We start from the raw sequence: 16,624 nt of genomic DNA on the forward strand, positions 1-16,624 counted from the left end.
GTCATGTGGATGCTGCCGGTGATGCGCGCGCCCTTGAGCGGCTGCGCTTGGGCAAACTCTTCGCGGATGGCCATCAGGCCGGGCATTTCGGTCTCGGCGATCTTGACCTCTTTGCGGCCCCATTCGGCCAGGCCAATGTCGGCGATCGCGCAATCGGTGAAGGTGGGGTTGTTCAGACGTGCATTCATGGTTCGCTCCGGTAAGGATGGATGAACCACATCGGCGGGCGAAAAAAAGCTCATCGCACGGGATGTGGATGAGCGTCGTTGCATGGATGGTCCGAGCCTCACGCCCCGCAAGATGGGGACGCTGCAACGCTCCTCGGATGCGGGATTTTAGCCCAGCGCGCCTGCGGGTGGGTGTTTGTGGGGTCGAAGACCCGGACTTACCTCACGCCTGTGCGACACTGCGCGCCCCATGCCGACCCTGCCCACGCCCTCCCCGCTCGCCATGTGGCCCGCCTCGGAGCGCAGCCGCATCCACGGCGTGCTGACCGACATCGACGACACGCTGACGACCGACGGCGCGATCACGCCCGACGCGCTGGACGCCCTGCGCCGCCTGCGCGCCGCCGGTCTGCCGGTGCTCGCCATCACCGGCCGGCCGGCCGGCTGGAGCGAGGCCTTTGCCCTGGCCTGGCCGGTGGACGCGATCGTGGCGGAGAACGGGGCCGTGGCGCTGTGGCGCGGCGACGACGGCCAGCTCTGCCGGGACCATCTGCAGGACGCGACCACCCGGGCCACCAACTTCGCCCGCCTGCAGGCCACGGCGCAGCGTGTGTTGCGCGCGCTGCCCCAAGCCCGCCTGGCCACCGACAGCCCCGGACGCGAGACCGACATCGCCATCGACCACAGCGAGTTCGCGCACCTGGATGAAAGGGAGATCGCACAGGTGGTGGCGCTGATGCGCCGCGACGGCCTGAACGCCACCGTGAGCTCGATCCACATCAACGGCTGGATCGGCGAACACGACAAGCTGGCCGGCGCGCGCTGGATCGTTCGAACGCGCCTGGAGCGCGACCTCGACGCCGAACTCGATCGCTGGGTCTACGTGGGCGACTCCACCAACGACGCGCGCATGTTTGGCCATTTCCGGCACAGCGTGGGCGTGGCCAACGTGTCACGCTTCTGGTCTGCACTCAGCCACCACCCGCGCTTTGTGGCGCAAGGCGCGCGCGGCGCGGGCTTTGCCGAGGTGGCGGACGCGGTGCTGTCCGTCAGATCAACATGACCGAACACCCGCTGCCACCCCAGCAAAGCCAGGCCCTCACCGGCGCCGCGCCGCCTGCGCTCGTGCCCGCGCAGGCCCGGCTCGGTCTGGTGGCCATCTTCGGCTCCACCTTTTTCCAGCTGGTGGGCTATTTCATGCTCATGCCGCTGCTGCTGCTCCGGCTCAAGGGCGACGGCGTGTCCACCGCGCTGGCCGGCGTGTTCGTGGCCACCGGCTGGCTCGGCGTGTTCGCCATGACACCCTTCGCCTCGGCCATCACGCAGCGCCTGGGGCGGCGGCCCTCGCTCTGGCTGGCGGCCTTCGTGCCGGTGATCGCCATCACCGGCTTCCTGTTCAGCGACTCGCTGGTGTTGTGGTTCGTCTGCATCCTGATCGAAGGCATGGCCGCCGGCCTGCGCTGGGTGCTCGCCGAAGCCATCGTGGCCGAGTTCTCCCCCGCACACCAGCGCGGGCGCAACGTCGGCATTTTCGAAACCATGGTCGGCACCACCTTTGTGCTCGGCCCGCTGGTGCTGGTGTGGTTCGGCGCGCAGAGCGATGCGGCGCTGTGGCTGGCGCTCGGGCTCACCGTGCTCGGTCTCGGCTGGAGCCTGCTCATTCCGCGCCTGCCGGCCGCCGCCGATGCGCACAACGCCAAGGTCGGACTCTCGGGCGTGTGGCATGCGCTGTGCGTGCACCCGCTGATCATGGCGGTGGGTTTTGTGGGCGGCTTCTTCGAGAGCGGCCTCACCTCCATCCTGCCGCTGTACGGCCTGGCGCTCGGCCTGGGCGCCACGGCCGCCGCCCTGCTGGTCTCGGCCAGCGGCCTGGGCAGCGCCATCATGATGCTGCCCGCCGGCCTGCTGGCCGACCGCCTGGCCCACCACCCCACGCAGCGCTGGGGCAACGCGCGCGACACCCGCCTGAAGATCATGCGGCTGTGCGCCCTGGTGACGCTGCTGGCCACGCTGGTCATTCCCTTCGTGGCCGGCACGCCCTGGCTCGCCGCACCGGTGGCGTTTCTCTGGGGCGGCGCGGGTGGCAGCCTCTACACGCTCGCCATGATCGACATCGGCTCGCGCGAAGAAGGCATCACGCTGGTCAACAGCACCGCGGTGCTGGTGCTCTCGTACACGCTGGGTGGCGTTCTCGCCCCGGCGCTGGGCGCCGCGGCCCTGCAGTGGGCGCCCACGGTGGGCTTCCCGGTGCTGCTGGTGTCGGTCGCCGGCCTGGGCTGGTGGCTGTTGAGACGCGCGGCAAGGCCCCCATCTGCGGGAACCCCTCCGGGTTAAGCTGCTCCCACGGGTGCGCCCTGTGTTTCCCGCCCTGCGAAAGGACCCTCCCCATGGCCATCCCCTGGCTGCTCGCCCTCAAAGTGATCCCCTGGGGCGACGTGATCGAACACGCGCCCAAGGTGCTCAACGCCGCCCGCAAGCTGATGGACCGGCAGAAGGCGCCCGAGAGCGCCCCCATCGCGGCCACGCCCATGGATCTGGTGTCGGACACACCGCCCAGCCTGGGCGAACTGCGCAACCGCCTGATCGAAGCGCGCCAGCTGATCGACCAGCAGGCGCAAACACAAAGCCAGATGGCGCAGACCGTGGCCGAACTGGCCGAGCAGAACGCGCGGCTGGTGGCGGCCGTGGAGCTGCTGCGCGTGCGCACGCGCGTGTTCATGTTCGTCATCGCCGCACTGGTCATCGGCGTGATCGTGCTGTTCGCTCGCTGATCAGCCCCGTTCGCTCGTCAGGCTGGCATCACAGCCCACGCCCGCCGCGATCCAGCGGCCCGCCAGCGTCTGCAGCACCGGCGCCGCCCAGCGCCAGCGCGGGCCCAGCACGCCCGCCGCGTCGGTGATGGCGCCGCAGCGGTAGACCGCTTGCACCTCGTCCCAGCGCAGCGCATCACACGCCCCGCGGCGCTTGCGCGAGATCACCTGGCCCAGCGGGCAGGGTTCGGCCAGACAGCACACCCCGCAGCCGTTGCAAGGGGCGCCCAGCGCGGGCTGCGCCGGGGCGGACGGGTGGATGTGGATGACCTGGTGGAGCACGGCACGAGCGTAACGCAGGTGTCACGCGTGTGGCGGGTGCGGCTTGCACGGCCACGCCGTGCGGGTCTATGGTCGCCGTTCAACCACACACAGGAGACAGCATGGCCATCGATCCGCGTTTCTCGGTTCTCGTTTCGGGGTACACCTTTCTGGAGAGTCCCCGCTGGCACAACGACCACATCTGGCTGTCGGATTTCTACACGCACCAGGTCCTGCGCGTCGACCTGCAAGGCCGTGCAGAGAAGGTCGCCGATGTGCCCGAACAGCCGTCGGGCATGGGCTGGTTGCCCGATGGGCGCTTGCTGGTGGTGTCCATGCGCGATCGGAAGATCCTGCGTCAGGAAGCCGACGGCCGGCTCGTCACCCACGCCGACCTGTCGTCCGTGGCGGACGGCCACGCCAACGACATGGTGGTCGATGCCCAGGGCCGCGCCTTCGTGGGCAACTTCGGTTTTGATCTCATGGGTGGCGGTAAGCCGCAGGCGGCCACGCTGGCCCGGGTGGATCCCGACGGTTCGGTGCGCGCCGTGGCGAACGATCTTCATTTCCCCAACGGCAGCATGATCACGCCCGATGGAAAAACGCTCATCGTTGTCGAGACCATGGGCAACCGCATCTCGGCATTCGACCTGCAGGCCGACGGGACCCTGGGGCCGCGCCGTGACTGGGCGGTTTTTGGCCCGGTGCCGACGCTGACCGACATCGGCACGGTGCTGGGCAGCCTCCAGGCAGCGCCCGATGGCGCCACCCTGGACGCCGAGGGGGCCGTCTGGTTTGCCGACGCCATCGGCAACCGGGTGGTGCGCATGGCGCCCGGTGGCGAGATCCTGGACAGCATCTCCACCGGCGCCCTTGGCGCCTTCGCCTGCACGCTCGGTGGTCCGGCCGGGCGCACGTTGTTCATTTGCGTGGCGCCCGACTTCAACGAATACGCGCGCCAACAGGCGCGCGAAGCCTCGGTGTGGACCACCGAGGTGAGCGTGCCCGGCGCCGGGCGGCCCTGATCAGCGCGCCAGCACCGGCCCCAGCACCCGCCCGGTGTGGGTGTCCAGCCGCACCACCTCGTCGGGCGGGGCTGCGGCCACGATCAAACCACCACCGCCACCACCTTCGGGGCCGAGGTCGATGATCCAGTCGGCTTCGGCCATCACGTCCAGGTCGTGCTCGATCACCACCACGCTGTGGCCGCCGTCCACCAGGCGGTGCAGCACACGGATGAGTTTTTCCACGTCGGCCATGTGCAGGCCCACCGTGGGTTCGTCGAGCACGTAGAGCGTGTGTGGCGGCTTCTGGCCGCGGCGCGTGATGTCGTCGCGCACCTTGCTGAGCTCGGTCACCAGCTTGATGCGCTGCGCCTCGCCGCCACTGAGCGTGGGGCTGGGCTGGCCCAGCGTGAGGTAACCCAAGCCCACGTCCTTGAGCAACTGCAGCGGGTGGCCGATGCTGGGCATGCTGGCGAAGAAGTCGACCGCTTCGTCCACCTCCATCTGCAGCACGTCGCCGATGCTCTTGCCCTTCCAGGTCACGGCCAGGGTTTCGGGGTTGAAGCGCGCGCCGTGGCAGACCTCGCAGGGCACCTTCACGTCGGGCAAAAAGCTCATCTCGATGGTGCGCATGCCCTGGCCTTCGCAGCCCGGGCAGCGGCCTTCGCCGGTGTTGAAGCTGAAGCGGCCCGGGCCGTAGCCGCGCGCCTTCGCTTCCAGCGTGTCGGCGAACAGCTTGCGCACCGTGTCCCAGAAACCGATGTAGGTGGCCGGGCAGCTGCGCGGTGTTTTGCCGATGGGCGTCTGGTCGACTTCGAGCACGCGGTCCACGGTCTCGTATCCGCTCACGCTGGCGCAGCCCGACCACGCGGGGTACTGACCCTTGTCCATGGCGTCGCGGCCGGCCTTGGTGCTGCGCTGGGCGACGGCCGCGGCGACGTTGGTCAGCAACACGTCGCGCGCCAGCGTGGACTTGCCGGAGCCGGACACGCCGGTGATGACCACCAGGCGCTGCAGGGGGACCGCCGCGTCGAGCTGGTTGAGGTTGTGGAGTTGTGCGCGGTGGACGTGGAGCCACGGGGGACCCTCACCCCCGCCCTCTCCCGCAAGCGGGAGAGGGGGTTTTGCGCTCCCTCGCCCCTCTGGCGAGAGGGCTGGGGTGAGGGGCAACACGGGCCGTCTGGCCTGCAACGGATGCTTCATCGCATGCAACAGATACCGGCCGGTCACAGATTCGGGATTCGCCGACAAATCGTCCACCGAACCCTGCGCCACCACGCGCCCGCCGCGTTTGCCCGCACTCGGGCCGATGTCGATGATGTGGTCGGCGCGGCGGATGGTGTCTTCGTCGTGCTCCACCACCACCAGCGTGTTGCCCATGTCGCCGAGCTTGTGCAGCGCGTTGAGCAGTATCGCGTTGTCGCGCGCGTGCAGGCCGATGGTGGGCTCGTCGAGCACGTAGCACACGCCCTGCAGGTTGCTGCCGAGCTGCGCGGCCAGGCGGATGCGCTGCGCCTCGCCGCCGCTGAGCGTGGGCGCGCCCCGGTCCAGCGTGAGGTAGTTCAATCCCACCTCTTCCAGGAAGGCCAGTCGGCTCTCGATCTCGGGCAACAGGTCGCGGGCGATGCCGGTTTCTCGCTTGGACATCACAGCGTCCTTCATGAGACCTTGCACCCACAAACGAACCTCGCGCACCGACAGCCGCGCCACATCGGTGATGCCCACGCCGCTGAACTTCACCGCGCGAGCCTGGGCGTTCAGACGCGTGCCTTCGCAAGTCGGGCAGACCTCGTCGACCAGGTCGTCCACCTCGGGTTCGGCAAAGCTCTGTTCACGGCCGCGTTCCTTGTCGTCGCGCACCGAATCGTCGAGCACGCTGCGCTGGTCGCGCGAGAGCTTGAGGCCGGTGCCCACGCAGTCGGGGCACCAGCCGTGTTTGCTGTTGTACGAGAACAGGCGCGGGTCGAGCTCGGGGTAGCTGGTGGCGCAGACCGGGCAGGCGCGGGTGGTGGAGAACACCTCCAGCTGACCGAGTTCACGCGTCGAAGCACCTTCTTCCAAAGCCCGGGCCAGACCGTCGAGCGGGTGCAGCACGTGCACCACGCCCTTGCCGATCTCCAGCGCCTTGGTCAGCTGGCTGCGCAGCTGGGCCTCGTTGTCGGCGCTCACCACGAAGTCGGCCACCGGCAGCTCGATGGTGTGTTCCTTGAAGCGGTCGATGCGCGGGAAGCCGGTGGTGGGCAGAAACTCGCCGTCCACCCGCAGGTGGGTGTGGCCGCGCGGGCGCGCCCAGTCGGCCAGCTCGGTGTAGACGCCCTTGCGGTTGACCACCAGCGGCGCGAGCAGGCCGATGTGTTGACCCGCGTAGCGTTTGAGGATGGCGGCGGCGATGCTGTCGGCGCTCTGCGGCATCACGGCCGCGCCGTCGTGCACGCAGTGCTGTGTGCCCAGCTTCACGTAGAGCAGGCGCAGGAAATGCCAGACCTCGGTGGTGGTGCCCACCGTGCTCTTGCGCCCGCCGCGCGAGAGCCGCTGCTCGATCGCCACCGTGGGCGGGATGCCGTAGACCGCGTCCACCTCGGGGCGGCCTGCCGGCTGCACGATGCTGCGCGCGTAGGCGTTCAGGCTCTCCAGGTAGCGGCGCTGGCCTTCGTTGAACAGGATGTCGAAGGCCAGCGTGGACTTGCCCGAACCGCTCACGCCCGAGATCACGTTGAACTGGCCGCGCGGGATGTTCACGCTCAGGTTCTTGAGGTTGTGTTCCTTGGCGTTGACGATGCGGATGGCGTTGCCGTGCTGGTCGCTGCGGCGCGCGGCGGCGGCCAGACCGCTGGACTGGCCCAGGTAGTCGGCCGCTCGGCCTTCGCGCACCGCGTGCACCTCGCCCATGGACAGCGCGTACTCGCGCAGCGCCTTGGCCGTGTGGCTGCTGGCGTGCTCGCGCACCTGCTCGGGCGGGCCTTCGGCCACCACCAGGCCACCGGCGTCGCCGCCCTCGGGGCCGAGGTCGATCAGCCAGTCGGCCGAGCGGATCACGTCCAGGTTGTGCTCGATCACCACCAGCGAGTGGCCGGCGTCGAGCAGCTTGCGCAAGCTGCGCATGAGCTTGGCGATGTCGTCGAAATGCAGGCCGGTGGTGGGCTCGTCGAACAGGAACAGCGTGCCCTTGCGGGAGAGCGGCTGGCGGCTGGCGCTGGCGCTCTTGGCGGCCTCGGCCAGAAAGCCCGCGAGCTTGAGGCGCTGCGCCTCGCCGCCCGACAACGTGGGCACGGGCTGGCCGAGCTTCACGTACTCCAGACCCACATCCACGATGGGTTGCAGTACGCGGATGACTTCGCGGTCGGCCTTGAAGAGCTCGGCGGCTTCGCTCACCGTGAGGTCGAGCACGTCGGCCACGTTGAGCGAACGCTCGCCGCGTTCGATGCGCACCTCCAGGATCTCGGGCCGGTAGCGTTTGCCGTCGCAGTCCGGGCAGCGCAAATACACGTCGCTCAGGAACTGCATCTCCACGTGCTCGAAGCCCGAGCCGCCGCAGGTGGGGCAACGCCCGTCGCCGCTGTTGAAGCTGAACTTGGCGGGCGTGTAGCTGCGCTGGCGCGAGAGCGGTGCGTCGGCGAACAGCGCGCGGATCGCGTCCCACGCGCCCACGTAACTCACCGGGTTGGATCGCGCGGTCTTGCCGATGGGCGACTGGTCGACGAACACCACCTCGCCGAGTTGCTCGGCGCCCAGCAGCCGCTCAAACGCGCCCGGCGTGTCGGTGGACTTGCCGAAATGGCGCAGCAGCGCGGGCGCCAACACGTCTTGTATGAGGCTGGACTTGCCCGAGCCGGAGACACCGGTGACGACCACCAGCCGCTGCAGCGGGAACTCGACCGAAACGTCCTTCAGGTTGTGCTCGCGAGCGCCTTCGAGAATGAGGCGCGGCGTGCTGTCGGTCACCGCGCGCTTGAAGCCCATGCCGATGGTCTTGCGCGCGCCCAGGTACGCACCTGTGAGCGTGTCTGCGCTGCGGATCGCCTCGGGCGTGCCGTCGAACACGATCTGGCCGCCGCGCTCGCCGGGGCCGGGGCCCATGTCGATCAGGCGGTCGGCCGCCAGCATCACGGCCGGGTCGTGCTCGACCACCACCAGCGTGTTGCCCGCGTCGCGCAGGCGCAGCATCGCGTCGTTGATGCGCGCCATGTCGCGCGGGTGCAGGCCGATGCTGGGCTCGTCGAGCACAAACAGCGTGTTCACCAGCGAGGTGCCCAGCGCCGTGGTGAGGTTGATGCGCTGCACCTCGCCGCCGCTGAGCGTGCGGCTCTGGCGGTCCAGCGTGAGGTAGCCGATGCCGACCTCGCAGAGGTAGCGGATGCGGGTGTTGATTTCGTCGAGGAGGAGTTTGAGGGCCTGCGCCTGGCCCGTGCTCGGCTCCTTCCCGCCATGGGCGATGCCGGGGACTTGCGCCACGGAGGGAGCCAGAGAGGCGAAGAACGTGCGCAGTTTGTCCAGAGGCAGCAACATCAGATCGTGCAGGCACAGGCCGGGCAAGGCCTCCACTTGCGCGCGGCTCCACTTCACCCCCAACGGCAAATAACGCTTCGCCGGCTTCAGCACCGCGTCGGCCTGGGCCTTCGTGCCCAGGCGCCACAGCAGGCTCTCAAGCTTCAGGCGCGCGCCACCGCAACTCGGGCACTCGGTGTAGCTGCGGTATTTGGACAAGAGCACGCGGATGTGCATCTTGTAGGCCTTGCTCTCCAGGTACTCGAAGAAGCGGTCCACGCCGTACCAGTGCTGGTTCCACTTGCCGTTCCATTGCGGCGAACCGGCCTTGACCCAATGCTTCTGCTCGTCGGTGAGCTTGGCCCAAGGCGTGTCGCGCGGAATACCGGCGGCTTCAGCGTGCCGCATCATGTCGTCCTGCGCCTCTTTCCAGGCCGGTGTCTGGAACACCTTGATTGCCCCTGCACGCAAGGTGAGCTTGTCGTTCGGAATCACCAGCCCGTAGTCCACCCCGATCACCCGCCCGAACCCCCGGCAGGCCTCGCACGCCCCCACCGCCGAGTTGAACGAAAACATCGACGGCGTCGGTTCGCTGTAGCGAATGTCGCTCTCGGGGCAATGCAGCCCCGTGCTGAATCGCCAGATGTCCGGCTCGGCCGCCCCACCCACCTGGGCACCCAATTGGGGGTCAGATTCCAATTTCAGGGCATACACCATGAGCTTGCCGCCGCCGCGCTTCAAGCCGACCTCGATGGCCTCCATCACGCGCGCGGGTTCGGTGGTGCCGATGCGGAAGCGGTCGGCCACCACATCAAGCACCTTGATGGCCTCCATGGGTGCGGCCTTGGCCTTGCCTTTGGTCTTGGCTTTCTCATCCACGGCGGGCGCGGCGCGCTGGACCACACGCTCGGCTTGCACGCGCGTGTACCCGCTTGCCGAGAGCCACTGCTCGATTTCTTCGGGGGTGGTGCTGGCCGGCAGTTCCACCGGGAAGGTGACCACCAACCTCGGGTCCCCACGCTCCCCCGCGCGTTGTTTCAATTCAAGGTAAATCGACTCCGGCGAATCGTGCCGCACCAGCGCGGCGGTATCGCGGTCGAACAGCTCGGCGCCGCGCGCAAACAAAAGTTTGAGGTGGTCGTTGAGCTCGGTCATGGTGCCGACCGTGGAGCGTGAGCTGCGCACCGGGTTGGTCTGGTCGATCGCGATCGCCGGTGGCACACCTTCCACCCGGTCCACCGCGGGTTTGTCCATGCGGTCGAGGAACTGGCGCGCGTAGGCGCTGAAGGTCTCCACGTAGCGGCGCTGGCCTTCGGCGAACAAGGTGTCGAAGACGAGACTGGATTTGCCCGATCCGCTGGGCCCGGTGACCACCGTGAGCTCGCCGGTGCGGATGTCCAGGTCGATGTTTTTGAGGTTGTGCTGGCGTGCGCCGCGGATGCGGATCAGGCCGGTGCCGCCTTCCGTCGGTCGGTCGCGCCCCTCATCGTCGGACGCGGGTTGAATCGCGCCCGCAGGCAACTCGGCGGGCAAAAAGGCATCGGACATGCAGAGGCTCCAGAGGGGGACGCGAAGATTCTACGGAGCACCACGACATACCCCCTGGCGTGTACGTCATAACCACAATTTCCCGCCCGACCCGGCTGCCTAGACTGAGTCCTCTTTTCGAGACAAGAACCATGCAACAACCATCCACCCTCTGGCCCCTGCGCCTCACCACCCTCGGCCTGGCGGGCCTCATGGCCTTCTCTGCACCCGCCTGGGCCCAACTGCGCATCGGCAACCCGTCCGGCATCACCGGCTCGGTGGCAGCCGGTGTGAAGGAAAACATCGATGGCGCCAAGCTGTACTTCGACGCGGTGAACGCGCGCGGCGGCATCAACGGCCAGAAGATCGAACTGGTTTCGGTGGACGACAAGTTCGACCCCAAGGTCACGGTGGAGGTGTCGCGCCAGTTCATCACCGAACAAAAGGTGCTGGCCCTGTTCCTGAACCGCGGCACGCCGCATTCACAAGCCCTGCTGCCCATGCTGGCCGAGTTCAAGGTGCCGCTGGTGGGCCCGAGCACCGGCGCCATGGTGCTGCACGAGCCGGTGAACCCCTGGGTGTTCAACGTGCGCGCCACCTACCAGCGCGAAGCCGCCAAGGCCATCGAACACCTGGCCAGCATCGGCATGACCCGCATCGCGCTGCTGGAGACCGACGACTCCTTCGGCGCCGACTCGGCCGCCGGCGCGCTCAAGGGCTTCGCCACCGTGAAGCAAACACCGGTGTTGCAGGAGAAATTCCCCCGCGACAAACCCGACTTCACCGATCTGGCGGCCCGCGTGGTGAAAAGCAATGCCCAGGCGGTGATGGTGATCGGGTCGGCCGGCAACGCCGCCAACGGCATGAAGGCGATCCGTGAAGCCGGCTCTCGGGCCCAGCTGGTCACGCTCTCGAACAACGCGTCCGAGGGTTTCATCAAGCTGCTGGGCGAACATGCGCGCGGCGTGATCGTCACGCAGGTCTTCCCCAACGAACGCTCGGTGGCGTATCCGCTGATCAAGGAAGCGCAGGACCTGGCCAGGGCCAAAGGTCTGGAAGGTGTTTCGCCCGCGATGATGGAAGGCTTTGCCGCCGCCAAGGTGGTCACCGAAGGCCTGCGCCGCGCCGGCCCCAACCCGACACCGGCGGGCTTGCGCGATGCGCTGGAGGGCATGCGCAACCACGACATCGGCGGTCTGCAGATCAGCTACAGCGCCACCGACCACACGGGTCTGGATTTTTCGGACCTCTCGATCGTGAACGCCAGCGGCAAGTTCATGCGCTGAGGTCAGGACTTCACGATCAGCACGGGCACCTTGGCGTGGGTCAGCACCTTCTGCGCCACGCTGCCCAGGATGAGGGCCTTCACGCCCTGGCGGCCGTGTGAGCCCATCACGATCAGGTCGCAGCCTTCGGCCTCGGCCGTTTCGATGATCCCCTCGTAGACCACATTGCGCTCGATGGTGTCGCCGGCAAACGGCACACCGTCGGCCGCACAGGCCATGCGAGCCGCGTCCAGCGCCACACCGGCCGCGGCCTTGGCTTCGGTCAGGTAGGCCTGCAGGCCGATGGCCGAGGCATCGCCGATGCCGATGTAGGGAAACGGGTCGATCACGTACACGCCGACAACTTGCGCGCCCTGGCTCTTGGCCAGGCCCACGGCCGCGCGGGTGGCGAACACGCTGAGGTCGGAACCGTCGGTGGGCAGCAGGATTTTCTTGAACATGGTCGCTCTCCTTGGCAAAGGTGGATGAACCGGGCCGCACTGTGCGGCACCGCTTCATCGTAGGAGCGCCCCGACCCCGGAGGCTTGCGTCAGATCAAACCAGGGCCGGTTCTTTCTCGGGCATGGCGGGCCGCACGTCCACCGCACAGTACTTCAGTTCGGCGATCTTGCCCACCGGGTCCAGGGCCGGGTTGGTGAGCAGGTTGGCCGCGGCTTCCGCGTAGGCAAACGGAATGAAGGCGGTGTCCAGCGGCATGGCGTCGTCCAGCCGCACCGGCAGCGCCACCGCGCCACGCCGCGAGCGCACCTGCGCCAGCGCACCGGCTGGCAGACCCAGCCGCTGCGCGGTGGTGGTGTGCAGGCTCACCACCGGGCCGGGCTCAATCGCATCGAGCACGCCGCTGCGCCGCGTCATGCTGCCGGTGTGCCAGTGCTCCAGCTGGCGCCCGGTGATGAGCACCATGGGGAAGCTGGCGTCGGGCACCTCGGCCGGGGGCGTGACGTTCGCACCCACCAGGGTGGCGCGTCCGCTGGCGGTGGGAAAGCCATCGGTGAACACCACCGGGTGGCCCGGGTCGCTCTCGCTGGTGACCGGGTAGGTCACCGCGCCCTCGCGCTGCAGACGCGCCCACGAGAGGCCGGCGATGCTGGGCATCATGGCGCGCATTTCCTCGAACACCGCGCCGATGCCACCGTGTGCGTCTTCGGAGGCGGTGCCGTCGGCGGCAATGCCGTAGTCCCAAGCCAGCCCCAGGCGGCGCGCCAGCTGTTCGGTGATCCAGGCGTCGGCCATGGCCTCACCGGGTGCGCGCACGGCCTTGCGGCCGAGTTGCACGCAGCGGTCGGTGTTGGTGACGCTGCCGGTCTTTTCGGGCCAGGCGGTGGCGGGCAACACCACGTCGGCCAGGCTCGCGGTCTCGGTCAGGAAGATGTCCTGCACCACCAGGTGGTCCAGCCCCGCGAGCGCTTCGCGCGCGTGGGTGGCGTCGGGGTCGCTCATGGCCGGGTTCTCGCCCTGGATCAGCATGGCGCGGATCTCGCGGCGGTGCGCGGCGTCGATGATCTCGACCACGGTCAGGCCGGCCTCGCTGCCCAGCGTGCCGGGAGGCAGGTTCCACAGGCGCTCGGCCTTCTCACGGGCGTGCGGGTCGCTCACCTTCTGGTAGTCGGGCAGCACCATCGGGATCAGCCCCGCGTCGCTCGCGCCCTGCACGTTGTTCTGCCCGCGCAGCGGGTGCAGCCCGGTGCCGGGGCGGCCGATCTGCCCGGTGATGAGCGAGAGCGCGATCAGGCAGCGCGCGTTGTCGGTGCCGTGGGTGTGCTGGCTGATGCCCATGCCCCAGAGGATCATGGCGTTTTTCGCGGTGGCATAGGCCCGCGCCACCTCGCGCAGTGTGGCCGCGTCGATGCCGCAGACCGGGGCCATGGCCTCGGGCGAAAAGTCCACCAGATGGGCCTTGAGCAGGGCGAAGTCCAGCGTGTGCGCTTCGATGTAGGCCGGGTCGGTGAGGCCTTCGAACACGATGGTGTGCAGCAGCGCGTTGAGCAGGGCCACGTCGGTGCCCGCCTGGAAGCCCAGGTGTTTCCAGCTGTGGCGCGCGAGCTCGGTGCGGCGCGGGTCGGCCAGCACGAGCTTCATGCCTTGCTTCACCGCGTTCTTGATCCAGGTGGCGCCCACCGGGTGGTTCTGCGCCGGGTTGGCACCGATCAGCAGCACGAAGTCGGCGTGCGCCACGTCGCGCAGCGGGTTGGTGACCACGGCCGAGCCCAGGCCTTCCATGAGCGCGGCCACGCTGGACGCGTGACACAGGCGCGTGCAGTGGTCCACGTTGTGCGTGTCGAAGGCGGTGCGGATCAGCTTCTGGAACAGGTAGGCCTCTTCGTTCGTGCCCTTGGCCGAACCGAAGCCGGCCACCGGGCCCTGGCGGCCACGCGCGGAGGTGCTGGCCATCACCTGTTTGAAGCCGTTCGCAGCCACGTCCAGCGCTTCGTCCCAGCTCGCTTCGCGGAAGAGTTCGCGCCAGTCACGCCGCATCACCGATTGAGGATCTTTCGGTGCATCGGCGCGGCGGATCAGCGGGCGCGTGAGCCGCTCGGGGCTGTGCGCGTAGTCGAAACCGAAACGGCCCTTGACGCACAGCCGACCTTCGTTGGCGGGCCCGGCGATGCCTTCGACGTGTTCGATCTTCTCGTCGCTCACGTGGTAAGTGAGCTGGCAGCCCACGCCGCAGAACGGACACACCGAATCGACCTGCTTCTGCGAAGCGTGTGCGTACGCGCCGTTGGCCGGCGCGATCGCCCCCGTGGGGCAGGCCTGCACACATTCGCCGCAGGCCACGCAGGTGCTCGCACCTAGGGGATCGTTCTGGTCGAACACGATCTGCGCATGGCCGCCCCGAAACGCCAGGCCCAGCACGTCGTTGCCCTGCGTCTCGCGGCAGGCGCGGATGCAGCGCGTGCACTGGATGCAGGCGTCGAGGTTGACGGTCATCGCCGGATGACTCAGGTCTTGCAGCGCAGCGGCACGGAAGGGGAAACGTCCAGCCTTTGCACCCGCAACCTGCGCCCAATACGCCAGTTCGCTGTCGTGCTTGAGCGCGGCCGTGTCCGGCGCATCCGACAGCAGCAACTCCAGCACCGTCTTCTGCGCGGCGGCCGCGCGCGGGCTGTCGGTGGTGACCACCATGCCTGGCGTGGGGGAACGGCAGCACGAGGGCGCGAGCACACGCTCGCCCGCGATCTCCACCACACAGGCGCGGCAGTTGCCGGGGCTGCGCAGGCCGTCTTTGTGGCACAGGTGCGGCACCTCGATACCAGCGCGCTGTGCCGCTTGGAGCAAGGTCTCGCCCGGTGCGGCTTCCACCGCGCGGCCGTTGAGCGTGAACGCGATCGGGGCCGCGTTCTGCGGCAGGTCGTGGGTCTTCATGCGCCCACCTCGTGAGGAAAGAACCGCAGCACGCTGTCCACCGGGTTGGGCGCGGCCTGGCCCAGGCCGCAGATGCTGGCGTCGCGCATCACCTGCGAAAGCTCGGCCAGCAGCGGTGCGTCCCACACCGGTGCCTGGATCAGCTCCACCGCCTTGGTGGTACCGGCGCGGCACGGCGTGCACTGGCCACACGATTCGTGTTCGAAGAAACGCATGAGGTTGAGCGCCGCGTCGCGCGCCCGGTCGTGCTGACCCAGCACCACCACCGCCATGGAACCGATGAAGGCGCCGTGCTCGGCGAGTGTGTCGAAGTCCAGCGGCACGTCGGCCAGCGCGGCGGGCAGGATGCCGCCGGACGCACCACCCGGCAGGTACGCGTACAACGTGTGGCCCTCGGCCATGCCACCGGCGTGCTCGTCGATGAGCTCGCGCAGCGTGATGCCGGCGGGCGCCAGATACACGCCGGGTTGCTTCACGCGGCCCGACACCGAGAAGCGCCGCAGGCCGTTGCGCCCGGCGCGCCCGTGCGTGGTGAGCCACGCGCCGCCGTGCGCCAGGATCTCGGGCAACCACCACAGCGTCTCGGGGTTGTGCGCCAGCGTGGGCCGGCCGAACACGCCGTGCAGCGCCACGATGGGCGGCTTCAGACGCGGCAGACCGCGCTTGCCTTCCACCGATTCGATGAGCGCCGACTCTTCGCCACAGATGTAGGCGCCCGCACCGCGCCGCAGTTCGATGACGGGCGGCGTGTAGTCCGGGTACTGCGCTGTGAGTGCTTGCAGGCGAACCGGCAGCGTGTCGAGCTCGCGCTGCAACAGCATGCGGGCGTCGTGGTACTCGTCGCGCAGGTACAACCACACATGATCGATGCCCACCACCAGCGCGGCGATCAGCAGACCCTCCAGCACCTGCGGTGCCCCGGCTTGCGCACTGGTGAGCACGTGGCCGTCCTTGAAGGTACCGACCTCGCCTTCGTCGATGTTGACCACCATGTGGCGTGGGCCGGGTTGCGCGCGCACCGTCTCCCACTTGCGCCAGGCCGGAAAACCCGCGCCGCCCAGGCCGCGCAGGTTGGAGGCCTTGAGTTCGGCCAGCACCGCATCGGCGCTGAGTTCGCCCGACAGCAGGCGCTGCAGTTGCTTGAGTTCGGACGCCTCGGGCACCGGCAACTCGCGCGGGCCGGTGTCGCCGCTGGCCAGCACCTCCTGCACCGCGGCAACGGTTGCGTGTGGCAACTGGCGCTGGCCCACACACGCGGCCGGCGCGCGGTGGCACTGGCCGATGCAGGGCGCAGGCTGCACGCGCACCGAGCTGTCGTGCGCCAGGGCGGCTTTCAGATCGCTCATCAAGGTGGCGCTGCCGGCCATGGTGCACGAGAGGCTGTCGCACACGCGCACCACGGTGGCGGGCACGGCCGCGTCGTCGGCCACGATCTCGAAGTGGTGGTAGAAGCTCGCGACCTCGAACACCTCGACCTGGCTGAGCTTGAGGTGTTCGGCCAGCGCCGCCAGGTGACCGTGGCGCAAGGCGCCCTCGCCGTCCTGCAGGCGGTGCAGGTGTTCGATCAGCAGGTCGGCGCGCGGCGCCAGCCCGGCGCACAAAAGGGCCACGCGCTCGCGCGCCGGCGGTGAGGTCTGGCGACCCTTGGGGGTGTGGCGCGGTGCGCCGCGGCGCACGGTTTCCAAAGGGCGAATGGGGATCACGGTGGTCATCGCCGC

At 68.7% G+C, this 16,624-nt stretch carries 11 protein-coding genes and 1 riboswitch; of the genes, 5 read left to right on the forward strand and 6 right to left on the reverse strand.

All coding sequences use genetic code 11. The annotated features are described in order from the left end of the window. The coding region (locus Q1W68_RS12690) for an adenosylhomocysteinase (RefSeq protein WP_300716894.1) at nucleotides 1–188 on the reverse strand (188 nt) is incomplete at its 3' end. Between the two features lie 63 nt (nucleotides 189–251). Beyond that, nucleotides 252–328: riboswitch (S-adenosyl-L-homocysteine riboswitch) on the reverse strand. Between the two features lie 89 nt (nucleotides 329–417). Between Q1W68_RS12690 and Q1W68_RS12695 the strand changes: the two genes are divergently transcribed. From Q1W68_RS12695 to Q1W68_RS12705, 3 genes are read left to right on the forward strand one after another with little or no spacing between them, the layout of a single operon-like run. Next, a complete protein-coding gene (locus Q1W68_RS12695) occupies nucleotides 418–1,230 on the forward strand; it encodes an HAD-IIB family hydrolase (RefSeq protein WP_300716895.1) in 813 nt (270 codons plus the stop codon). Continuing rightward, nucleotides 1,227–2,501 carry an MFS transporter gene (locus Q1W68_RS12700; RefSeq protein WP_300716896.1) on the forward strand — a complete coding sequence of 425 codons (1,275 nt, stop codon included), beginning with the start codon at nucleotides 1,227–1,229 and terminating at the stop codon, nucleotides 2,499–2,501. Before Q1W68_RS12695 ends, Q1W68_RS12700 begins: the two co-directional genes overlap by 4 nt. Before the next feature lie 53 nt (nucleotides 2,502–2,554). Continuing rightward, nucleotides 2,555–2,938 (forward strand): hypothetical protein, encoded by a 384-nt coding sequence (locus tag Q1W68_RS12705; protein WP_300649634.1) that lies wholly within the window; start codon nucleotides 2,555–2,557, stop codon nucleotides 2,936–2,938. On the opposite strand, the gene Q1W68_RS12710 is transcribed toward Q1W68_RS12705, so the two are convergent. Beyond that, the gene (locus Q1W68_RS12710; RefSeq protein WP_300649632.1) at nucleotides 2,939–3,259 is read right to left on the reverse strand and encodes a hypothetical protein; all 321 of its coding nucleotides are present in this window, start codon (nucleotides 3,257–3,259) and stop codon (nucleotides 2,939–2,941) included. Nucleotides 3,260–3,360: 101 nt separating this feature from the next. Between Q1W68_RS12710 and Q1W68_RS12715 the strand changes: the two genes are divergently transcribed. Then, nucleotides 3,361–4,263, forward strand: a complete 903-nt coding sequence (locus Q1W68_RS12715) for an SMP-30/gluconolactonase/LRE family protein (RefSeq protein ID WP_300649630.1) — start codon at nucleotides 3,361–3,363, stop codon at nucleotides 4,261–4,263. Here Q1W68_RS12715 and uvrA read toward each other — a convergent pair whose 3' ends face one another. Next, nucleotides 4,264–10,275 (reverse strand): excinuclease ABC subunit UvrA, encoded by a 6,012-nt coding sequence (gene uvrA, locus Q1W68_RS12720; RefSeq protein ID WP_300716897.1) that lies wholly within the window; start codon nucleotides 10,273–10,275, stop codon nucleotides 4,264–4,266. Nucleotides 10,276–10,466: 191 nt separating this feature from the next. Between uvrA and Q1W68_RS12725 the strand changes: the two genes are divergently transcribed. Beyond that, on the forward strand, nucleotides 10,467–11,540 hold the full coding sequence (locus Q1W68_RS12725) for an ABC transporter substrate-binding protein (protein ID WP_300716905.1): 1,074 nt from the start codon (nucleotides 10,467–10,469) through the stop codon (nucleotides 11,538–11,540). Nucleotides 11,541–11,542: 2 nt separating this feature from the next. Here the strand turns inward: Q1W68_RS12725 and Q1W68_RS12730 are convergent, their stop codons facing one another. The 3 genes from Q1W68_RS12730 to Q1W68_RS12740 form a co-directional block, all read right to left on the reverse strand. After that, complete coding sequence (locus Q1W68_RS12730; RefSeq protein ID WP_300653830.1) at nucleotides 11,543–11,980, reverse strand: universal stress protein; 438 nt, start codon at nucleotides 11,978–11,980, stop codon at nucleotides 11,543–11,545. 94 nt (nucleotides 11,981–12,074) lie between these two features. Beyond that, nucleotides 12,075–14,906, reverse strand: a complete 2,832-nt coding sequence (locus tag Q1W68_RS12735) for a molybdopterin-dependent oxidoreductase (protein ID WP_300716898.1) — start codon at nucleotides 14,904–14,906, stop codon at nucleotides 12,075–12,077. Next, complete coding sequence (locus Q1W68_RS12740) at nucleotides 14,903–16,618, reverse strand: NADH-ubiquinone oxidoreductase-F iron-sulfur binding region domain-containing protein (protein ID WP_300716899.1); 1,716 nt, start codon at nucleotides 16,616–16,618, stop codon at nucleotides 14,903–14,905. Before Q1W68_RS12740 ends, Q1W68_RS12735 begins: the two co-directional genes overlap by 4 nt. Nucleotides 16,619–16,624 lie beyond the last annotated feature (6 nt).

It is taken from the genome of Hydrogenophaga sp., assembly GCF_030158645.1.
Lineage (GTDB): Bacteria > Pseudomonadota > Gammaproteobacteria > Burkholderiales > Burkholderiaceae_C > Hydrogenophaga.

What these genes read in the sequence shown, in the direction of transcription:
- Q1W68_RS12695 (WP_300716895.1), top strand. Translation starts at nt 418, where the DNA reads ATGCCGACCCTGCCCACGCCCTCCCCGCTCGCCATGTGGCCCGCCTCG.
- Q1W68_RS12700 (WP_300716896.1), top strand. Translation starts at nt 1,227, where the DNA reads ATGACCGAACACCCGCTGCCACCCCAGCAAAGCCAGGCCCTCACCGGC.
- Q1W68_RS12705 (WP_300649634.1), top strand. Translation starts at nt 2,555, where the DNA reads ATGGCCATCCCCTGGCTGCTCGCCCTCAAAGTGATCCCCTGGGGCGAC.
- Q1W68_RS12715 (WP_300649630.1), top strand. Translation starts at nt 3,361, where the DNA reads ATGGCCATCGATCCGCGTTTCTCGGTTCTCGTTTCGGGGTACACCTTT.
- uvrA (WP_300716897.1), bottom strand. Translation starts at nt 10,275, where the DNA reads ATGTCCGATGCCTTTTTGCCCGCCGAGTTGCCTGCGGGCGCGATTCAA.
- Q1W68_RS12725 (WP_300716905.1), top strand. Translation starts at nt 10,467, where the DNA reads ATGGCCTTCTCTGCACCCGCCTGGGCCCAACTGCGCATCGGCAACCCG.
- Q1W68_RS12730 (WP_300653830.1), bottom strand. Translation starts at nt 11,980, where the DNA reads ATGTTCAAGAAAATCCTGCTGCCCACCGACGGTTCCGACCTCAGCGTG.
- Q1W68_RS12735 (WP_300716898.1), bottom strand. Translation starts at nt 14,906, where the DNA reads ATGAAGACCCACGACCTGCCGCAGAACGCGGCCCCGATCGCGTTCACG.
- Q1W68_RS12740 (WP_300716899.1), bottom strand. Translation starts at nt 16,618, where the DNA reads ATGACCACCGTGATCCCCATTCGCCCTTTGGAAACCGTGCGCCGCGGC.